15 protein-coding genes and 3 pseudogenes are annotated in these 16,743 nt (G+C 71.3%); 14 read left to right on the forward strand and 4 right to left on the reverse strand.

The features are described 5' to 3' along the window. Nucleotides 1–2: 2 nt before the first annotated feature. Nucleotides 3–1,154, forward strand: coding sequence for an NADH-quinone oxidoreductase subunit D (locus OG390_RS29205; protein ID WP_406172456.1), 1,152 nt, complete (start codon nt 3–5; stop codon nt 1,152–1,154). Here OG390_RS29205 and OG390_RS29210 read toward each other — a convergent pair. Continuing rightward, a complete protein-coding gene (locus OG390_RS29210; protein WP_406172457.1) occupies nt 1,119–2,174 on the reverse strand; it encodes an SAM-dependent methyltransferase in 1,056 nt (351 codons plus the stop codon). The two genes, OG390_RS29205 and OG390_RS29210, sit on opposite strands and share 36 nt — an antisense overlap. A gap of 118 nt (nt 2,175–2,292) precedes the next feature. Here OG390_RS29210 and OG390_RS29215 point away from each other — a divergent pair, with 118 nt between their 5' ends. The 3 genes and pseudogenes from OG390_RS29215 (at nt 2,293) to OG390_RS29225 (ending at nt 4,981) form a co-directional block, all read left to right on the forward strand. Further along, entirely contained in the window at nt 2,293–3,498 is a 1,206-nt protein-coding gene (locus OG390_RS29215; RefSeq protein ID WP_406172458.1) for a sensor histidine kinase, read from the forward strand. Between the two features lie 95 nt (nt 3,499–3,593). Beyond that, nucleotides 3,594–4,265 carry a response regulator gene (locus OG390_RS29220; RefSeq protein WP_406172459.1) on the forward strand — a complete coding sequence of 224 codons (672 nt, stop codon included), beginning with the start codon at nt 3,594–3,596 and terminating at the stop codon, nt 4,263–4,265. Nucleotides 4,266–4,346: 81 nt separating this feature from the next. Then, nucleotides 4,347–4,981 (forward strand): annotated as a pseudogene (locus tag OG390_RS29225) (AAA family ATPase). A gap of 100 nt (nt 4,982–5,081) precedes the next feature. Here OG390_RS29225 and OG390_RS29230 read toward each other — a convergent pair. Both OG390_RS29230 and OG390_RS29235 read right to left on the reverse strand, forming a co-directional pair. Further along, nucleotides 5,082–5,450: pseudogene (locus OG390_RS29230) on the reverse strand (metalloregulator ArsR/SmtB family transcription factor); the annotation flags it as partial. 32 nt (nt 5,451–5,482) lie between these two features. Continuing rightward, the gene (locus OG390_RS29235; RefSeq protein WP_406172460.1) at nt 5,483–6,715 is read right to left on the reverse strand and encodes a threonine aldolase family protein; all 1,233 of its coding nucleotides are present in this window, start codon (nt 6,713–6,715) and stop codon (nt 5,483–5,485) included. A gap of 171 nt (nt 6,716–6,886) precedes the next feature. Between OG390_RS29235 and OG390_RS29240 the strand changes: the two genes are divergently transcribed. The 10 genes and pseudogenes from OG390_RS29240 to OG390_RS29285 all read left to right on the forward strand — a co-directional run bounded on the left by OG390_RS29240 (nt 6,887) and on the right by OG390_RS29285 (nt 15,809). Then, a complete protein-coding gene (locus OG390_RS29240; protein ID WP_406172461.1) occupies nt 6,887–7,807 on the forward strand; it encodes a Rossmann-like and DUF2520 domain-containing protein in 921 nt (306 codons plus the stop codon). Beyond that, nucleotides 7,804–8,796 (forward strand): pantoate--beta-alanine ligase, encoded by a 993-nt coding sequence (gene panC / locus OG390_RS29245; protein ID WP_406172462.1) that lies wholly within the window; start codon nt 7,804–7,806, stop codon nt 8,794–8,796. The genes OG390_RS29240 and panC overlap by 4 nt, the downstream gene beginning before the upstream one ends. After that, complete coding sequence (locus tag OG390_RS29250) at nt 8,793–10,586, forward strand: L-aspartate oxidase (protein WP_406172463.1); 1,794 nt, start codon at nt 8,793–8,795, stop codon at nt 10,584–10,586. Before panC ends, OG390_RS29250 begins: the two co-directional genes overlap by 4 nt. A gap of 5 nt (nt 10,587–10,591) precedes the next feature. After that, nucleotides 10,592–11,563: pseudogene (gene nadC, locus OG390_RS29255) on the forward strand (carboxylating nicotinate-nucleotide diphosphorylase); the annotation flags it as partial. Between the two features lie 71 nt (nt 11,564–11,634). Further along, entirely contained in the window at nt 11,635–12,432 is a 798-nt protein-coding gene (locus OG390_RS29260; RefSeq protein ID WP_189188525.1) for a type III pantothenate kinase, read from the forward strand. A 271-nt stretch (nt 12,433–12,703) separates the two neighbouring features. Beyond that, the gene (locus OG390_RS29265) at nt 12,704–13,312 is read left to right on the forward strand and encodes a hypothetical protein (RefSeq protein ID WP_406177907.1); all 609 of its coding nucleotides are present in this window, start codon (nt 12,704–12,706) and stop codon (nt 13,310–13,312) included. A 14-nt stretch (nt 13,313–13,326) separates the two neighbouring features. Next, nucleotides 13,327–13,506: a hypothetical protein gene (locus OG390_RS29270; protein WP_406172464.1), complete on the forward strand. Its 180-nt coding sequence runs from the start codon at nt 13,327–13,329 to the stop codon at nt 13,504–13,506. 758 nt (nt 13,507–14,264) lie between these two features. After that, on the forward strand, nt 14,265–14,681 hold the full coding sequence (locus tag OG390_RS29275; protein ID WP_406177909.1) for a BlaI/MecI/CopY family transcriptional regulator: 417 nt from the start codon (nt 14,265–14,267) through the stop codon (nt 14,679–14,681). Nucleotides 14,682–14,690: 9 nt separating this feature from the next. Next, on the forward strand, nt 14,691–15,248 hold the full coding sequence (locus OG390_RS29280) for an amino-acid N-acetyltransferase (RefSeq protein ID WP_406172465.1): 558 nt from the start codon (nt 14,691–14,693) through the stop codon (nt 15,246–15,248). Between the two features lie 225 nt (nt 15,249–15,473). Next, the gene (locus tag OG390_RS29285) at nt 15,474–15,809 is read left to right on the forward strand and encodes an Lsr2 family protein (protein WP_399075217.1); all 336 of its coding nucleotides are present in this window, start codon (nt 15,474–15,476) and stop codon (nt 15,807–15,809) included. Here the strand turns inward: OG390_RS29285 and OG390_RS29290 are convergent. Further along, nucleotides 15,788–16,399 carry an SCO3374 family protein gene (locus OG390_RS29290; RefSeq protein WP_406172466.1) on the reverse strand — a complete coding sequence of 204 codons (612 nt, stop codon included), beginning with the start codon at nt 16,397–16,399 and terminating at the stop codon, nt 15,788–15,790. The genes OG390_RS29285 and OG390_RS29290 overlap by 22 nt on opposite strands. Between the last annotated feature and the right edge of the window lie 344 nt (nt 16,400–16,743).

Raw genomic sequence — 16,743 nt, forward strand, 5'->3', positions numbered from 1 at the left:
CCATGACTCCTACGACGGAGACCATGGTCGGTATCGGCGGCGCCGCGGAGAGCACCGACATGGTGCTCAACATCGGCCCCCAGCACCCGTCCACGCACGGCGTGCTGCGACTGCGGCTCGTGCTCGACGGCGAGCGGATCCAGCACGCGGAGCCGGTCATCGGCTATATGCACCGCGGCGCGGAGAAACTCTTCGAAGCGCGCGACTACCGCCAGATCATCATGCTCGCCAACCGCCACGACTGGCTGTCCGCCTTCTCGAACGAGCTGGGTGTGGTCCTCGCCGTCGAGCGGATGCTCGGCATGGAGGTCCCCGAACGCGCGGTGTGGATGCGCACGCTGCTCGCGGAGCTCAACCGGGTCCTGAACCACCTGATGTTCCTGGGTTCGTACCCCCTGGAGCTGGGTGGGATCACCCCGATCTTCTACGCCTTCACGGAGCGCGAGGAGCTCCAGCACGTCATGGAGGAGATCTCCGGCGGGCGCATGCACTACATGTTCAACCGGGTCGGCGGCCTCAAGGAGGACCTTCCGGCCGGATGGACTTCACGCGCGCGTGCCTCCGTCGCCGCCCTGCGCTCGCGGTTGGACGTCTACGACGACCTGGTGCTCGGCAACGAGATCTTCCGGGGGCGTACGCGGGGGGTGGGCGCCCTCGCGCCGGAGACCGTGCATGCGTACGGAGTGAGCGGGCCCATCGCGCGCGCCTCCGGCGTGGACTTCGACCTGCGCCGCGACGAGCCGTACCTCGCGTACGGGGAGCTCCAGGACACCCTGAAGGTGGTCACCCGCCAGGAGGGCGACTGTCTGGCCCGCTTCGAGTGCCTCCTGGAGCAGACGCACAACTCGCTCGACCTCGCCGACGCCTGTCTCGACCGGCTCGCCGAGCTGCCGCCCGGGCCGATCAACCAGCGCCTCCCCAAGGTCCTCAAGGCACCCGAGGGCCACACGTACGCGTGGACCGAGAATCCTCTCGGCATCAACGGCTACTACCTGGTCAGCAAGGGCGAGAAGACCCCGTACCGCCTGAAGCTGCGCTCGGCCTCGTACAACAACATCCAGGCGCTCACCGAGCTGCTGCCGGGAACTCTGGTCGCGGACATGGTGGCGATCCTGGGGTCACTGTTCTTCGTGGTCGGGGACATCGACAAGTAGTCCCCCAAGAGGAGCGTTCGGGATTCCAACCGGCTGGAGCAGCCAGCCGAAGTCGCCGAGGCCGCCGGGCGCGGTGAGTTCCGCCGCCGCGCCCGCGCTGGCGAGGGCACGTACGTAGGCACTGGGGTCCATGGAGGCGAGCGCGAGCGGAGGGCGTGCGCCGCTCACTCCCAGCGCGCGCAGCGCGGTGCGCTGGGTCATCACGCGCCCTCCGGGCAGCGCGCACGCGTCGAGCGCCACGTGCGCGGTGATGTCGCACGACCCGTCCGGCACCGGCACCGTCTCCCGGCCCTCCCGGAAGCCCGTGAGCGTCCCGAAGGGCGGCCGGGCGGCTGCGAAGTGCGCGTAGTCGGCGGCGACGGCGAGTCCCCGGTCGAGCGTGGACACGGCGAAGGCCCAAGCGGTGTCCCTGGGGAGCCCGATTTCGGCGCGGGTCCCTTCGGACGGCACAGCCACGGATGCCGACGCCTCGGACGGCAGGGGCCACCACCTCCGCAGCCACTCAGCGTCCGCCCCCGCCACGGGCTCCCCGAGGCGTTCGGTCCCGTCACCTCGCACGAGAACCAGGCGTCGTACGCCGTCGGGGTCCGTCTCGGCGACATCCACCGGTACGTTGTCCAGCCACTCGTTGGCGAACAGCAGACCGGTGATCCCCTTCGGGGGCTCGGCGAGCCACTCGATCCGGTGATCAAGGCCGGCGGGGCGGGCGGCGCGCTCGACCGCGTACCCGCGCGCGCGGGAGGCCACATCCGCGGGGAGCGCGGCGAGGACGCCGGTCACCAGCTCGCCGCGGCCCGCCCCCATGTCGACGAAGGCGAGCGAGGCGGGGCGGTCGAGCGCTTCGTCGAGGCGGCACAGCAGCCGGGCCACGGCCTGCGCGAAGAGGGGCGACGCGTGCACCGAGGTGCGGAAGTGGCCCGCGGGCCCCTCGGGCCTGCGGTAGAAGCCGGAGGGCCCGTAGAGCGCCTCCTCCGTCGCCTCACGCCAACCCCGCCACTCGCCCGTCGCCTCACGTCTCACCGGGCCAGGCTAAGCGTCACGGAGTGCAGAGCCTCCACCTTGGGGAGTACGAGTGCCGATTACGGATCGACCCTCCGGTTGACCCCTGCACACGGCGTGCTTCCCTACTCTGGGTTACGTGCAGCGCCTCTATGACTTTCTCCGCAGACACCCGACGTGGGTCGACACCGCCTGGGCCGTCGTCCTGCTCGGGCTCGCCGGCGTGAGTGCCTCGAGTGTCAACGGGGTCCCGGACCACCACGGATCGTTCGCCGAGGCGTTCGCGATCTCCGCCGTCCTGTCCGTCGTCGTCGCGCTGCGCCGCCGTATGCCGGAGAGGATGCTCCTGCTGACCTGCGCGGTCGGGGCGGTCCAGCTGGTCCTGGACGTCGAGACGATGGTCGCCGACTTCGCCATGCTGGTGATCGTCTACACGGTCGCCGCGACCGGCGCGCGCTGGGCCTCCAGGCTCGCGCTGGCCGTCGGCCTGTGCGCGGCGACCCTCGCCGAGGTGCGCTGGCCGCAGGGGGGCACGAGCGCCCTGGGCCATGTCGCGATAGCGGTCTTCCAGACGGTGCCGTTCGCTCTCGCCTGGGTGCTCGGCGACTCCCTGCGCACCCGCCGCGCCTACTTCGCCCAGCTGGAGGAGCGCGCCGCCCGCCTGGAGAAGGAGCGCGAGGCGCAGGCCAAGGTCGCGGTCGCCGCCGAGCGTGCCCGGATCGCGCGCGAGCTGCACGACGTCGTCGCGCACAACGTCTCGGTGATGGTGGTCCAGGCCGACGGCGCCGCATACGTCATGGACACCGCGCCGGACCAGGCCAAGAAGGCCCTGGAGACGATCTCCGGAACCGGCCGCCAGGCCCTCGCCGAGATGCGCCGCCTGCTCGGCGTGCTGCGCACCGGCGAGCACCAGGAGAGCGGCGAGTACATGCCGCAGCCCGATGTCGAGCAGCTCGACGACCTCATCGAGCAGTGCCGCACGTCGGGCCTTCCCGTCGACTTCAAGGTGGAGGGCACCCCGCGCCCCCTCCCCAGCGGCGTAGAACTCACGGCGTACCGCATCGTGCAGGAGGCGCTCACCAACACGCGCAAGCACGGGGGGCCGAACACGGGTGCGAGCGTGCGACTGGTCTACTTCGACGACGGCCTCGGGCTCCTCGTCGAGGACGACGGCAAGGGCGCACCCCACGAGCTGTACGAGGAGGGGGGCGCCGACGGCCAGGGTCACGGCCTGATCGGCATGCGCGAGCGCGTCGGCATGGTCGGCGGCACCCTGGACGCGGGGCCCCGGCCCGGTGGAGGCTTCCGCATCAGTGCCCTGCTCCCGCTCAAGCCCGCCCACTGACACCTGTAACGACACCCTTTGGCCGCTTTTACAAGTTTTTTGACTTCTGGCAGAGCTTTTCACGGAGCTTGTGACAGAGAGGGAAGAGGACCCCGATGGCGATCCGAGTCATGCTCGTCGACGACCAGGTGCTGCTGCGCACCGGTTTCCGGATGGTGCTCGCCGCCCAGCCGGACATGGAGGTCGTGGCCGAGGCGGGCGACGGCGTCGAGGCCCTCCAGGTGCTGCGCGCCACCGCGGTCGACGTGGTGCTGATGGACGTCCGCATGCCGAAGCTGGACGGCGTCGAGACCACCCGGCGCATCTGCTCCGAGCCCAACCCGCCCAAGGTGCTGATACTCACCACCTTCGACCTCGACGAGTACGCCTTCTCGGGACTGAAGGCGGGCGCCTCCGGCTTCATGCTCAAGGACGTGCCGCCCGGCGAGCTGCTCACCGCCATCCGCTCCGTGCACAGCGGTGACGCCGTGGTCGCGCCCTCCACCACCCGGCGCCTGCTGGACCGTTTCGCGCCGATGCTTCCCAGCGCCGGCAAGGATCCCCAGCACAAGGAACTGGAGCGGCTCACCGACCGTGAGCGCGAGGTCATGGTGCTGGTCGCGCAGGGCCTGTCGAACGGGGAGATCGCCGCGCGCCTCGTCCTGTCCGAGGCGACCGTGAAGACGCATGTCGGGCGCATCCTGACCAAGCTGGGGCTGCGGGACCGGGTGCAGGTGGTCGTGCTCGCGTACGAGACGGGGCTGGTGCGGGCGGGCGGCCACGGCTGACTCCGTGGCCCGGCGCGGCCGCGGGCGTTGAGCCGCCGGGGGCGTGACCGCGGCGTAACCGGCGCCCACTAGGGTCTGCGCATGCTCCTGTGGATCAACGGCCCCTTCGGGGGCGGCAAGACACAGACCGCACACGAGATCCAGCGGCGGCTGCCCGACAGCGTCGTCTGCGACCCGGAACACGCCGGCTTCGGCCTGCGCCGCATGCTGCCGCCCCCGAACTGCGCGGAGATTTCCAGGACTTGGAGTCCTGGCGGCGGGGCGTCGTCGAGGTGCTCGACCTCGCCCTCGGCAAGCACGACGGCGTCGTCATCGCACCCATGACGGTCACGAACCCCCGCTACTTCGAGGAGACCGTCGGGCGGCTGCGCGAACTGGGCCACGACGTACGGCACTTCACGCTCCTCGCCGAGCGCGAGACCGTGCTGAAGCGGCTGCGCGAGCGTGGCTTCGGGCACCTCCTGCAGTACGTCGCCGGCAAGGACGCGCCGCTGCGGCGCGAGAGCTGGGCCGTGCAGCAGCTCGACCACTGCCTGGAGCGGCTGCGCGAGCCGGAGTTCGCCGAGCATCTGTGGACGGACCACGCGACGGTCGCCAAGACGGCCGACCGCATAGCCGTGTTGGCGGGTCTGACACTCACGCCGAACAAGGACGGCGTGCTGCGGGGGCGCCTGCGGCGGGCGTGGACGGGTGCGAAGCACATTCGCTTCGACTGAGCCGCGGGCCGCGGTTGTCGGCGCGAGCGTCCACGGTCCGCAAGGTGCCGGCTGTCGACGCTGCGGCCGGACTGCCGACCGCACGTGACGCCGCCAGGCCTCAGCGCAGGATGCCTTCCAAGAAGTCACTCCCCAGTCGAGCCACCACGGCGACGTCCAGTTGGTGCAGTACATACCGGCCCCGGCGTCTCGTGGTGATCAGCCCCGCCTTCTTCAGCACACTCAGATGCCGGGATATCTCGGGAGCCGTCATCCCGTGCACCTGGGCCAGCTCGCCCGTGGTGTAGGCGCTGCGCGCCAGATGGCGGCAGATCCGCATCCGGAGCGGGTGTGACAGCGCCGTCATCCGCAGGGTCAGCTGCTCGACCGAGGGCGGCGCGGCGAGCTCGGGGGAGCCGATGGGATAGTGCAGCACCGGCTGCCACCCGTACCGGTGCAGCACCATCAGGTGAGGCCGGCCGAGGCTGGAGGCCCTGGGCCGTTGGCTGCACGGGCGCCGTGTCAGCCGCTGACGTCGGGCAGCCGCTCCACGAAGTCCCGCACCGCCGCCTTGACGTCGTCGGCCGTCCACTCCAGGCCGGGCGCCGCCACCGTGACCTCGGTGAACGCCAACCCCGGGCCGCCACGGACCCAGCTCTGCGCGAAGAGGCCGGTCTTCGTCTCCTCGGCCTGCCGCAGGCCCGCGTTCGACAGGGCGTCGGGGTCGTACGGCAGCCAGACCTGGAACTGATGGGTGTGCGGCTCCTCGGGGTGGACGCGCGCCCACGGGACTCCGGCCTCCGCGAGCCCCTCACGCATCGCGGCGGCGACCACGCGCGCGTGGGCCACGTATTCCGGCAGCCGGGGCAGCTCCCGCTCCAGGCCGATGAGCGCGGCCAGGGCCGTCGGGAACTGCTGGAGGATCATGCCGCCGTACCGGTGCCGCCAGGCCTTCGCCTCGTCGATGAGGGTCTTCGGGCCCGCGATCGCCGCCCCGCCGAAGCCGCCGAGCGACTTGTAGAACGACACGTAGACGCTGTCGGCGAGATCCGCGATCTGGTCCAGGGAGCGGCCGAAGTGCGTGGCGCAGTCCCACAGCCGGGCCCCGTCGAAGTGGACCACCGCGTCGCGTTCCCGGGCGGCCTCCGTGACCTCGGAGAGCTCCTCCCAGGAAGGCAGGACGAAACCGGCGTCCCTGAGCGGCAATTCCAGCATCAGTGCCCCGAAGGGCTCGTCGAAGTCCCGTATCTCCTCGGCGGTCGGGAGCCGGGGCAGGTCGGTCACACGGGCCGGACGCAAGCCGCTGACCTGGCTGAACGCATGACGCTCATGGACCTCGGGATGGCCGAGCGCATGCACGGCGACGGTCGCGTTCCCGGTGCGTCCCGCCCAGCAGCGCAGGGCGACCTGCTGGGCCATGGTGCCGGTGGGGAAGAAGGCGGCGGCCTCCTTGCCGAGCAGACCCGCGACCCGCTCCTCCAGCGTCTCGACGATCCCGTCGCCGTACATGTCCGCCCGCCGGTCGAGGTCGTACACGCCCTCGGCGCTCTCGTTCAGCCAGGCCAGGAGCTCGCGGATCGTCCGCTGGTAGCCGGGCCTCCACAGCACCCGCTCCGCTGCCCTCCAGACGACAGCACGCCGTTCGAACCGCTGCTCCGGGGACAGCTCCGCCGTCTCCTGCGTGACCTGTTCGGCCGTCCCGCCCACGGGCTGGTTCGCGGGCTCTTTCTCGGTCTCTGCCGCCGTATCGCTCATCCCTGGATGATGTCGCGAGCCCACCTGACCGGTCACCCCGATTTCCGCACCCCCACGACCTGCGGAAACCCACAGTCTGTGGACAGCCAAACGGCCGTCGAACCAATCGCGTTAACATGACGAGAAATCGTCCGGTACCCCGAGCGGACTGGAACGGAAGGCCGCCGTCGAGTGAGTACATCCCCCCAGCCAGACCCCAAGGACCGTCCCGCGCGGCTCACCGTCGGCGTTGTCGGCGCCGGCCGTGTCGGTCCCGCGCTCGCCGCGGCCCTCCAGTTGGCCGGGCACCGCCCCGTGGCCGTCTCGGGGGTCTCCGACGCCTCCAAGCGGCGGGCTGCGCAACTGCTGCCCGACGTGCCGCTGATGTCCCCGACACAGGTCCTGGAGCGCGCGGATCTGGTGCTGCTGACCGTCCCGGACGACGCCCTGCCCGGGCTCGTCGAGGGACTCGCCGAGACGGGAGCCGTGCGGCCCGGCCAGCTGCTCGTGCACACCTCCGGGCGCTACGGCGCGCGCGTGCTCGACCCGGCGCTCAGGGCGGGCGCGCTGCCCCTCGCGCTGCACCCCGCGATGACCTTCACCGGCACCCCTGTGGACGTACAGCGGCTTGCCGGATGCTCCTTCGGGGTCACCGCGCCCGAGGAGCTGCGGCTGGCCGCCGAGGCCCTGGTGATCGAGATGGGCGGCGAGCCCGAGTGGATCGCCGAGGAGAGCCGGCCGCTCTACCACGCGGCTCTCGCGCTCGGCGCCAACCACCTGGTGACCCTGGTCGCCGAATCCATGGAGTTGCTGCGCGCCGCAGGCGTGGAGGCCCCCGACCGGATGCTGGGCCCGCTGCTCGGCGCCGCCTTGGACAATGCCCTCAGATCGGGCGACGCGGCCCTCACCGGGCCCGTCGCGCGCGGGGACGCGGGCACGGTCGCCGCGCACGTCGCCGAGTTGCGCAGGCACGCCCCGCAGACCGTCGCCGGTTATCTCGCGATGGCCCGGGCGACCGCCGATCGCGCGCTCGCCCACGGACTGCTCAAGCCGGAACTCGCCGAGGACCTGCTCGGGGTACTCGCCAACGGCACCGAGGGAGATGCCGGATGACCACCGCCCTGCTGCGCACCGCCGACGAACTGCACGCACGCACGCGTGCGGGCCGCCGAGCCGTCGTGATGACCATGGGCGCCCTCCACGAGGGGCACGCCGCACTGATCCGCACCGCCCGCGAGATCGCCGGGGACCAGGGCGAAGTGGTCGTCACCGTCTTTGTGAACCCGCTCCAGTTCGGCAAGGGCGAGGACCTCGACCGCTATCCGCGCACCCTCGACGCCGATCTCAAGATCGCCGAACAGGCGGGCGCGGACGTCGTGTTCGCCCCTTCCGTCGACGAGGTCTACCCGGGCGGCGAGCCCCAGGTCCGGATCAGCGCGGGCCCCATGGGCGAACGCCTGGAGGGGGCCGTGCGCCCCGGCCACTTCGACGGCATGCTCACGGTCGTAGCCAAGCTGCTGCACCTCACCCGGCCGGACGTGGCGTTGTACGGGCAGAAGGACGCCCAGCAGCTCGCCCTGATCCGGCGCATGGTGCGCGACCTGAACTTCGGCGTGGAGATCGTCGGCGTGCCCACCGTGCGCGAAGAGGACGGGCTCGCCCTCTCCAGCCGCAATCGCTACCTCTCGACCGAGGACCGGCGCACCGCCCTGGCCCTCTCGCAGGCCCTGTTCGCCGGCCGCGACCGGCACGCCGCGCAGGAGGCGCTGCGCGCGCGTGCCCGCGAAGTGCCCGCCACGCGCGCGCGTGCCGAGGCCCTCAGCGCCATAGGCGAGTCCCGCGCGGCGGCCGACGCGCACGCCGTCGCCAAGGCCGCCCCCGGCGGCCCCATGGGCGTACGCGCGGCCGCCCGGCTGATCCTCGACGAGGCGGCCCGTATGCAGCCGCCGCTGGTCCTGGACTATCTGACTCTGGTCGACCCGTCCGACTTCACGGAGGTCGAGGACGACTTCACCGGCGAGGCGGTTCTCGCCGTCGCCGCCCGGGTCGGGACGACCCGGCTGATCGACAACATCCCCCTCACCTTCGGAGCCGCCTCGTGACCGGCAATGGCACAGGTACAGGTACTGGCATACAACTGCACGCGCCCGCCCCCGGCTGGGCCCTCACCGCGGACGTCGTGGTCGTCGGCTCCGGGGTCGCGGGACTCACCGCGGCCCTGCGCTGCGAGGCCGCGGGCCTGAAGACCGTCGTGGTCACCAAGGCGCGCCTCGACGACGGCTCCACGCGCTGGGCGCAGGGCGGCATCGCCGCAGCCCTCGGCGACGGCGACACCCCCGAGCAGCACCTCGACGACACCCTGGTGGCGGGCGCGGGCCTGTGCGACGAGGAGGCCGTACGCATCCTCGTCACCGAGGGCCCCGACGCCGTACGCCGCCTGATCGCCACCGGCGCCCACTTCGACGAGTCCACCGAAGGTGAGCTGGCACTCACCCGCGAGGGCGGCCACCACCGCCGCCGCATCGCGCACGCGGGCGGCGACGCGACAGGCGCCGAGATCTCCCGCGCCCTGGTCGAGGCGGTTCGCGCGCGCGGTCTGCGCACGGTGGAGAACGCGCTCGTCCTGGACCTCCTCACGGACGCCGACGGCCGCACCGCGGGCGTGACCCTGCACGTCATGGGAGAGGGCCAGCACGACGGCGTGGGAGCCGTACACGCCCCCGCCGTGGTCCTCGCGACCGGCGGCATGGGCCAGGTCTTCTCGGCGACCACCAACCCGTCGGTCTCCACGGGCGACGGCGTCGCGCTCGCCCTGCGCGCGGGCGCCGAGGTCTCCGACCTCGAATTCGTGCAGTTCCACCCGACGGTGCTGTTCCTGGGCCCGGACGCGGAGGGCCAGCAGCCGCTGGTCTCCGAGGCGGTACGCGGCGAGGGCGCCCACCTGGTCGACGCGGACGGCGTGCGCTTCATGGTCGGGCAGCACGAGCTGGCCGAACTGGCACCCCGGGACATCGTCGCCAAGGGCATCATGCGCCGCATGCAGGAGCAGGACGCCGAGCACATGTTCCTCGACGCCCGGCACTTCGGCGCCGACATGTGGGAGCACCGCTTCCCGACGATCCTGGCCGCCTGCCGCGCCCATGGCATCGACCCGGTCACCGAGCCCGTCCCGGTCGCCCCGGCCGCCCACTACGCCTCCGGAGGCGTTCGCACGGACGCGCGGGGCCGCACCACGGTGCCGGGCCTGTACGCGTGCGGCGAGGTCGCCTGCACCGGCGTCCACGGCGCCAACCGGCTCGCTTCGAACTCCCTCCTGGAAGGCCTCGTCTACGCCGAGCGCATCGCCGTCGACATCGCGGAGAGCCAGGCGGAGAACGGCCTCCACGCGCGCGTGCCCGTACCGGTCCCGCACCCCGAGACGCCCGCGCACCCGTTGCTCGCCCCCGAGTCCCGGTTCACGATCCAGCGGATCATGAGGGACGGCGCGGGCGTGCTGCGGTCGGCCGAGTCCCTCGCTCAGGCGGCCGACCGGCTCCAGCAACTGCACACCGAGGCGCGCGACGCCCTCGACGAGAACGGCAAGACCTCCGAGCCCGGCGTCGACACCTGGGAGGCCACCAACCTCCTGTGCGTGGCCCGGGTCCTGGTCGCCGCCGCCCGGACGCGCGAGGAGACCCGCGGCTGCCACTGGCGCGAGGACCACGCCGACCGGGACGACACCGTCTGGCGCCGCCACATCGTCGTACGGCTGAATCCCGACCGGACGCTCGCCGTGCACACCACCGACACAGCAGACTTCCCCCCGACCGTCCCCCAAGCCCTCGGCTTCGCTCGAGCAGGGGGGACCCCCATGCCCCAGCCGGCGCTCGAGCCCCGTCCCCAGGAGCAGTGACAGCAGTGAGCACCCCCGACCTTCCCCTCGCCCAGAGCGGCGGCTGCGGCGACGGCTGCGGCTGCGGCGCCGACACGGACGAGGCGTACATGGAGTGCGGCCTCGACCCCGCACTCGCCCAGCTCCTCGCCGACGCCGGTCTCGACCCCCTCGAGGTCGAGGACATCGCGAACGTGGCCATCCAGGAGGACCTCGACCACGGCGCGGACGTGACGACCGTCGCGACCATTCCCGAGGACGCCGTCTCCACCGCCGACTTCACCGCCCGGGACGCGGGCGTCGTGGCCGGACTGCGGGTGGCCGAGGCGGTCATCTCCGTGGTCTGCACCGACGAGTTCGCGGTCGAGCGGCACGTCGACGACGGCGACCGCGTCGAGGCGGGCCAGAAGCTCCTCAGCGTCACCACCCGCACCCGCGACCTGCTGACGGCCGAGCGCAGCGCGCTGAACCTGCTCTGCCGCCTGTCAGGCATCGCGACCGCCACGCGCGCGTGGGCGGACGCTCTGGAGGGCACCAAGGCCCGCGTGCGCGACACCCGCAAGACGACGCCGGGCCTGCGCTCCCTGGAGAAGTTCGCGGTGCGCTGCGGCGGCGGCGTCAACCACCGCATGTCCCTCTCGGACGCCGCGCTGGTGAAGGACAACCACGTGGTCGCCGCGGGCGGCGTGGCGCAGGCCTTCAAGGCCGTACGGGAGTCCTTCCCGGAGGTTCCGATCGAGGTCGAGGTCGACACCCTGCACCAGCTGCGCGAGGTCGTGGACGCGGGCGCCGACCTGATCCTTCTGGACAACTTCACGCCCGTCGAGTGCGAGGAGGCCGTCGCCCTCGTCGACGGCCGCGCCCTCCTGGAGGCCTCGGGCCGGCTCACCCTGGACAACGCCGGGGCCTACGCCGAGACGGGCGTCGACTACCTGGCCGTGGGCGCCCTCACGCACTCCTCGCCGATCCTGGACATCGGCCTCGACCTGCGCGAGGCCACGCCGGACGAGGTCTCGGCACACGACGCATCGGCGGACGTGGCCTCGACGAACGAGGCGGAGTAGGGCAGATGCTCCTCACGATCGACGTCGGCAACACCCACACCGTCCTCGGCCTCTTCGACGGGGAGGAGATCGTCGAGCACTGGCGGATCTCCACGGACGCTCGCCGCACGGCCGACGAGCTCGCCGTACTCCTCCAGGGCCTCATGGGCATGCACCCGCTGCTCGGCGAAGAGCTCGGAGACGGCATCGACGGCATCGCCATCTGCTCGACGGTCCCGTCCGTCCTGCACGAGCTGCGCGAGGTCACACGTCGCTACTACGGCGACGTCCCGGCCGTACTGGTCGAGCCCGGCATCAAGACCGGCGTACCGATCCTGATGGACAACCCCAAGGAGGTCGGCGCCGACCGCATCATCAACGCGGTGGCCGCCGTCGAGCTCTACGGGGGACCCGCCATCGTCGTCGACTTCGGCACGGCGACGACGTTCGACGCGGTGTCCGCGCGCGGGGAGTACGCGGGTGGTGTCATCGCGCCCGGTATCGAGATCTCCGTGGAGGCGCTCGGTGTGCGGGGTGCTCAGCTTCGCAAGATCGAGCTGGCTCGGCCGCGGGCGGTGATCGGGAAGAACACCGTCGAGGCGATGCAGGCCGGCATCGTGTACGGGTTCGCCGGGCAGGTCGACGGGGTCGTCAACCGGATGGCCCGCGAGCTCGCCGACGATCCCGACGACGTCACCGTCATCGCCACGGGCGGCTTGGCCCCGATGGTCCTCGGCGAGGCCTCGGTCATCGACGAACACGAGCCGTGGCTGACACTGATCGGACTGCGGCTGGTGTACGAGCGGAACGTGTCGCGCACGTAGGTTTTTCGCCCCGCTCCTCAAACGCCGGAGGGGCTGAACTTTTGCCGGCCGGGGCTGGAGATTTTCAGCCCGTCCGGCGTTTGAGGACGAGCGCGTCAGCGCGATACGGGGGTCTGGGGCGGAGCCCCAGGTACGGGGGTAGGGGCGGAGGGGGCGAAAACCCTCCCGCCGCACCCAGAGGGAGACGCGCCGCATACGCCCGCTATACGGCTTTTGTCTGATTAGCGCGTATCGTCGGCGCATGCCCACGCCATACGGATCCCGCGGCGGCATGGCGTTCGGTGCGGAGGAGCTGCGTGTGCTCCGTCGCGCTCTCGCCCTCGCCCTGCACCCCAGCCCCGCCTCGGCCGACGACGTCCAGGAATGCCTCCGTCTCGCCGAGTCCGTCGACGAGGCGGCCCGCGAGGGAGCCAGGCTCCGGGCCTTCCTGCTGGCCGACCTCGCCCGCTACCGCGCTGCCCTGCCGGGCGCCACCGGCGGTTACCTCGCCCTCCTGGAAGAGGCGCTCGGCGCCGGCTACCGGCCGCATCCCGACGACCTCGCCGCGCTTCGTGCCCTGAGCGGCAACCCCGCGGCGGCCGACCTCCTTGACCGCTGCAGGGCCCTTGCCGAACGGGACGTGCGCGCCCGCCTGGCGGGCCGCACGACCCAGATGGTGCCCCCGTCCCGCACCCGACTGCTGGCCCTCCCCGGAGGCCTGGCGTCGGAGGAGCCCGCCAAGAAGCCGGCGGAGAAGCCCGCCGCCGAGCCCCGGCCGCACCCTCCGGTCAAAACCCCACGCCCGGACCGGCCCATCCCCACACCGGGCGAGGTGTTCCCGCCGAAGCGCAAGACCGCGCCGCCACCGGCGGACCCCCCTCAGCAGCTCGCGGCGGGCTAGCTACTCTGGAGGGCATGGACTATGTCTCCGCGCTCGTGCCCCCCGTAGTGATGGCCGTGTTCTTCATCGGGCTGATCGTGACGATCGTGAAGACCCAGGGCGGGGCCAACAAGGCCAAGGAGGACGCGGTCGTCGACGCCGCCCTGGCGCGCACGGAGAGCACCCGCCAGGCCTCCCGCGACACCGAGGTCTGAGCCCGGCCGACGACGGACCCGCAGACCCGCCGGGCCGACGGACCCGTGGGCCGCAGACCGGCAGGCCGTAGACCCGCAGGCGGACGGGTCCGCAGGCGGACGGGTCCGCAGGCGGACGGGTCCGCAGGCGGACGGGCCCGCAGGCGGACGGGCCCGCAGGCGGACGGGCCCGCAGGCGGACGGGCCCGCAGATCCGCCGGGCCGACGGGCCCGTGGGCCGCAGACCGGCAGGCCGTAGACCCGCAGGCGGACGGGTCCGCAGGCGGACGGGCCCGCAGATCCGCCGGGCCGACGGGCCCGTGGGCCGCAGACCGGCAGGCCGTAGACCCGCAGGCGGACGGGTCCGCAGGCGGACGGACCCGCAGACCCGCCGGGCCGACGGGCCCGTGGGCCGCAGACCGGCAGGCCGTAGACCCGCAGGCGGACGGGTCCGCAGGCGGACGGGCCCGCAGACCGGCAGACCCGCCGGGCCGACGGACCCGTAGATCCGCCCGCAGGCCGCAGGGCCGCAAGCCACAAACCCGCAGGTGGACGGACCCGCAGGCCGGCAGACCCGCGGGCCGACGGGCAGGCAGGCCGCGGGCGGGCAGGTCGACCGGGACCCCGGGGGCGGCTGCACCAACCCCTGCCGCACCCTCCTCCGCGTAAGACGGCGTACGACTCATACGTTTTTCGAGTCGTACGCCCTTTTTGTTGGTGATCTCCCACTATTGTTCTGAGCTGTGCCTCGCCCATTGGGAGAACTCGAAGACGCGGTCATGACGCGGGTGTGGAAGTGGAACCGCCCGGTGACCGTTCGAGAAGTCCTGGAAGACCTTCAGCAGGAACGGTCCATCGCATACACCACGGTGATGACCGTTTTGGACAATCTCCATCAGAAGGGCTGGGTGCGCCGTGAGGCGGAAGGCCGGGCCTATCGATATGAGGCGGTCTCCACACGTGCCGCCTACGCGGCCGCACTGATGAACGATGCCTGGTCGCAGAGCGACAACCCCGCCGCGGCTCTCGTCGCCTTCTTCGGCATGATGTCCCCGGAACAGCGCGAAGCCCTGAGCGATGCCGTGCGTATGGTCCAGGGACCGGAAACCCGCGCCGAAACGCCCGCGCCGGAGAACCCGGCCGGGAACCCGGTGGGCGAGAACCCCGCCGCCACCGAGGGTGACGCCGGGCGATAGCGTCCGCTCATGCCAGCAGAGCATCCCGCAGAGGTTCCCGCAGAGCATCCCGAAGCCGCAGCAAAAGCCATCACCGTCCGCCGGGCCAGGACCAGCGATGTCCCGGCCGTACGCCGCCTCCTTGATGCGAACGTCCGGCGCCGCATCCTGCTCGACAAAGCGACGGTGACGCTTTACGAGGACATCCAGGAGTTCTGGGTCGCGGAACGCGACGACAACGCCGAGGTGGTCGGCTGCGGTGCGCTGCACGTGATGTGGGAAGACCTCGCGGAAGTCCGCACTCTCGCGGTGAACCCCGTGGTCAAGGGGCTCGGTGTCGGTCATCAGTTGCTGGAGAAGTTGCTGCAGACCGCCCGTTGGCTCGGTGTTCGACGAGTTTTCTGTCTGACCTTCGAAGTCGAGTTCTTCGCGAAGCACGGCTTCGTGGAGATCGGCGAGACACCCGTCGACACCGATGTCTACGCCGAGCTCCTGCGTTCCTATGACGAGGGCGTGGCGGAGTTCCTCGGTCTCGAACGAGTGAAACCGAACACCTTGGGCAACAGCCGGATGCTTCTGCATCTGTGATCGCCGACGGCTATTCCGGCGGACAGGCTTGCCCAGGTTCCCTATGTCCGAAACGCGCACGTTTCCGGTCTGCCAGTGCCCTGTGAGTCTCCCCCAGGGGTTTGTGTTTTTCACGCAAAAGCGGTTTGCTTTCCGACGTACTGCAGTACTGCATATAACAGGGGACGGTGAAACGGCGGACGCCGCAGACCCCCGGCCCTGAAGTTATCGATGAAAGGAAATCCGGTGGCACAGAAGGTTCAGGTCCTTCTTGTCGACGACCTCGACGGTGGCGAGGCGGACGAGACCGTGACGTTCGCGCTGGACGGCAAGACGTACGAAATCGATCTCACGACCGCCAATGCGGACAAGCTCCGTGGCCTCATCGAGCCCTACGTGAAGGGTGGTCGTCGTACCGGAGGCCGCGCTTCGGGAGGACGCGGAAAGGCGCGCGTCGCTTCCGGTGGCAGCCAGGACACCGCGCAGATCCGCGCGTGGGCGAAGGAGAACGGCTACGAGGTCAACGACCGTGGTCGAGTTCCCGCGTCCATTCGTGAGGCCTACGAGAAGGCCAACGGCTGAGCGCACGCACGCCGCAGGCTAACCCGATGGCACTGGGTTGCCATCGTGTCCACGAGTCGTACGAGATCGGGGGCGCCCCCACCGCCCCCCACGGCCGACAGTGTCGGCAGCGAGGGTTCGACCTCGCGCCCGAATTCGGGGGGCCGCAGCCACACGGCGGCCCCCTGTGAGTTTTTCGGGACAGTGGGCAGTGCGGGCATGCCCGCAGGGTGGGGAGCCCCGACCATTCCCGGTGGCAGTGGAGCCTCGACGCTCCCGCCCGCGCCGATCGCCGTGAGATCCAGCGCGAGGGCGCCCCACTCCAGCCAGTCGAGCAGTCCCGGCAGTTCGTCCGCGCTGCCCGCGGCCACGAGGAGTCGCATCCGGTTCCCCTGCAAGGCCACGGGAGACGCCGGGCCCAGATGCCGCAGCGCCGCACGTCCCGCCTCCGTCGGCACCTCCAGCACGTCGAAGCGCAGGCCCGTGACGAGGCGCGTCGGCGGCCCGGGCACTGCCGCCCAGTCCAGTTCGTTCTCGTACCACCGCTGTACCGGATCACTCGAGTCGAGCTGCAGACGAGGGAGAGGGACGATGGGAACCGTGGGAACCATGCCAGGAGCAACAGTCGGAAGAGCTCCAGAGTTACGCTGAGTATTTCGGCGAGTACGCAGAGTGTCGGAATCGGGGGCGTGCGGAGGTGTTCGGCGGCGCAAGGATGTTCGCCCATAGCGGAGGGAACCGGTGTGCGCCGCATGGAGTGTCAGTGCGTACGGGTAAGACATCCCTAGTGGGAGGGGCGACACGCATGGATCGGGCATCTCGCGTTCGCCATCGGCGTACAGATGGTGAGGGTATCTGCCTGGCCTGCGGGAACATCGTCTCGCACCATCAGGTTGGAGCATATGTCGGCGTTCGGGGTCAGGAGGCCAAGGACGGTGTCGGCAGTTGGAATGAG

The sequence above is a fragment of the Streptomyces sp. NBC_00996 genome (genome assembly GCF_045162675.1).
Lineage (GTDB): Bacteria > Actinomycetota > Actinomycetes > Streptomycetales > Streptomycetaceae > Streptomyces.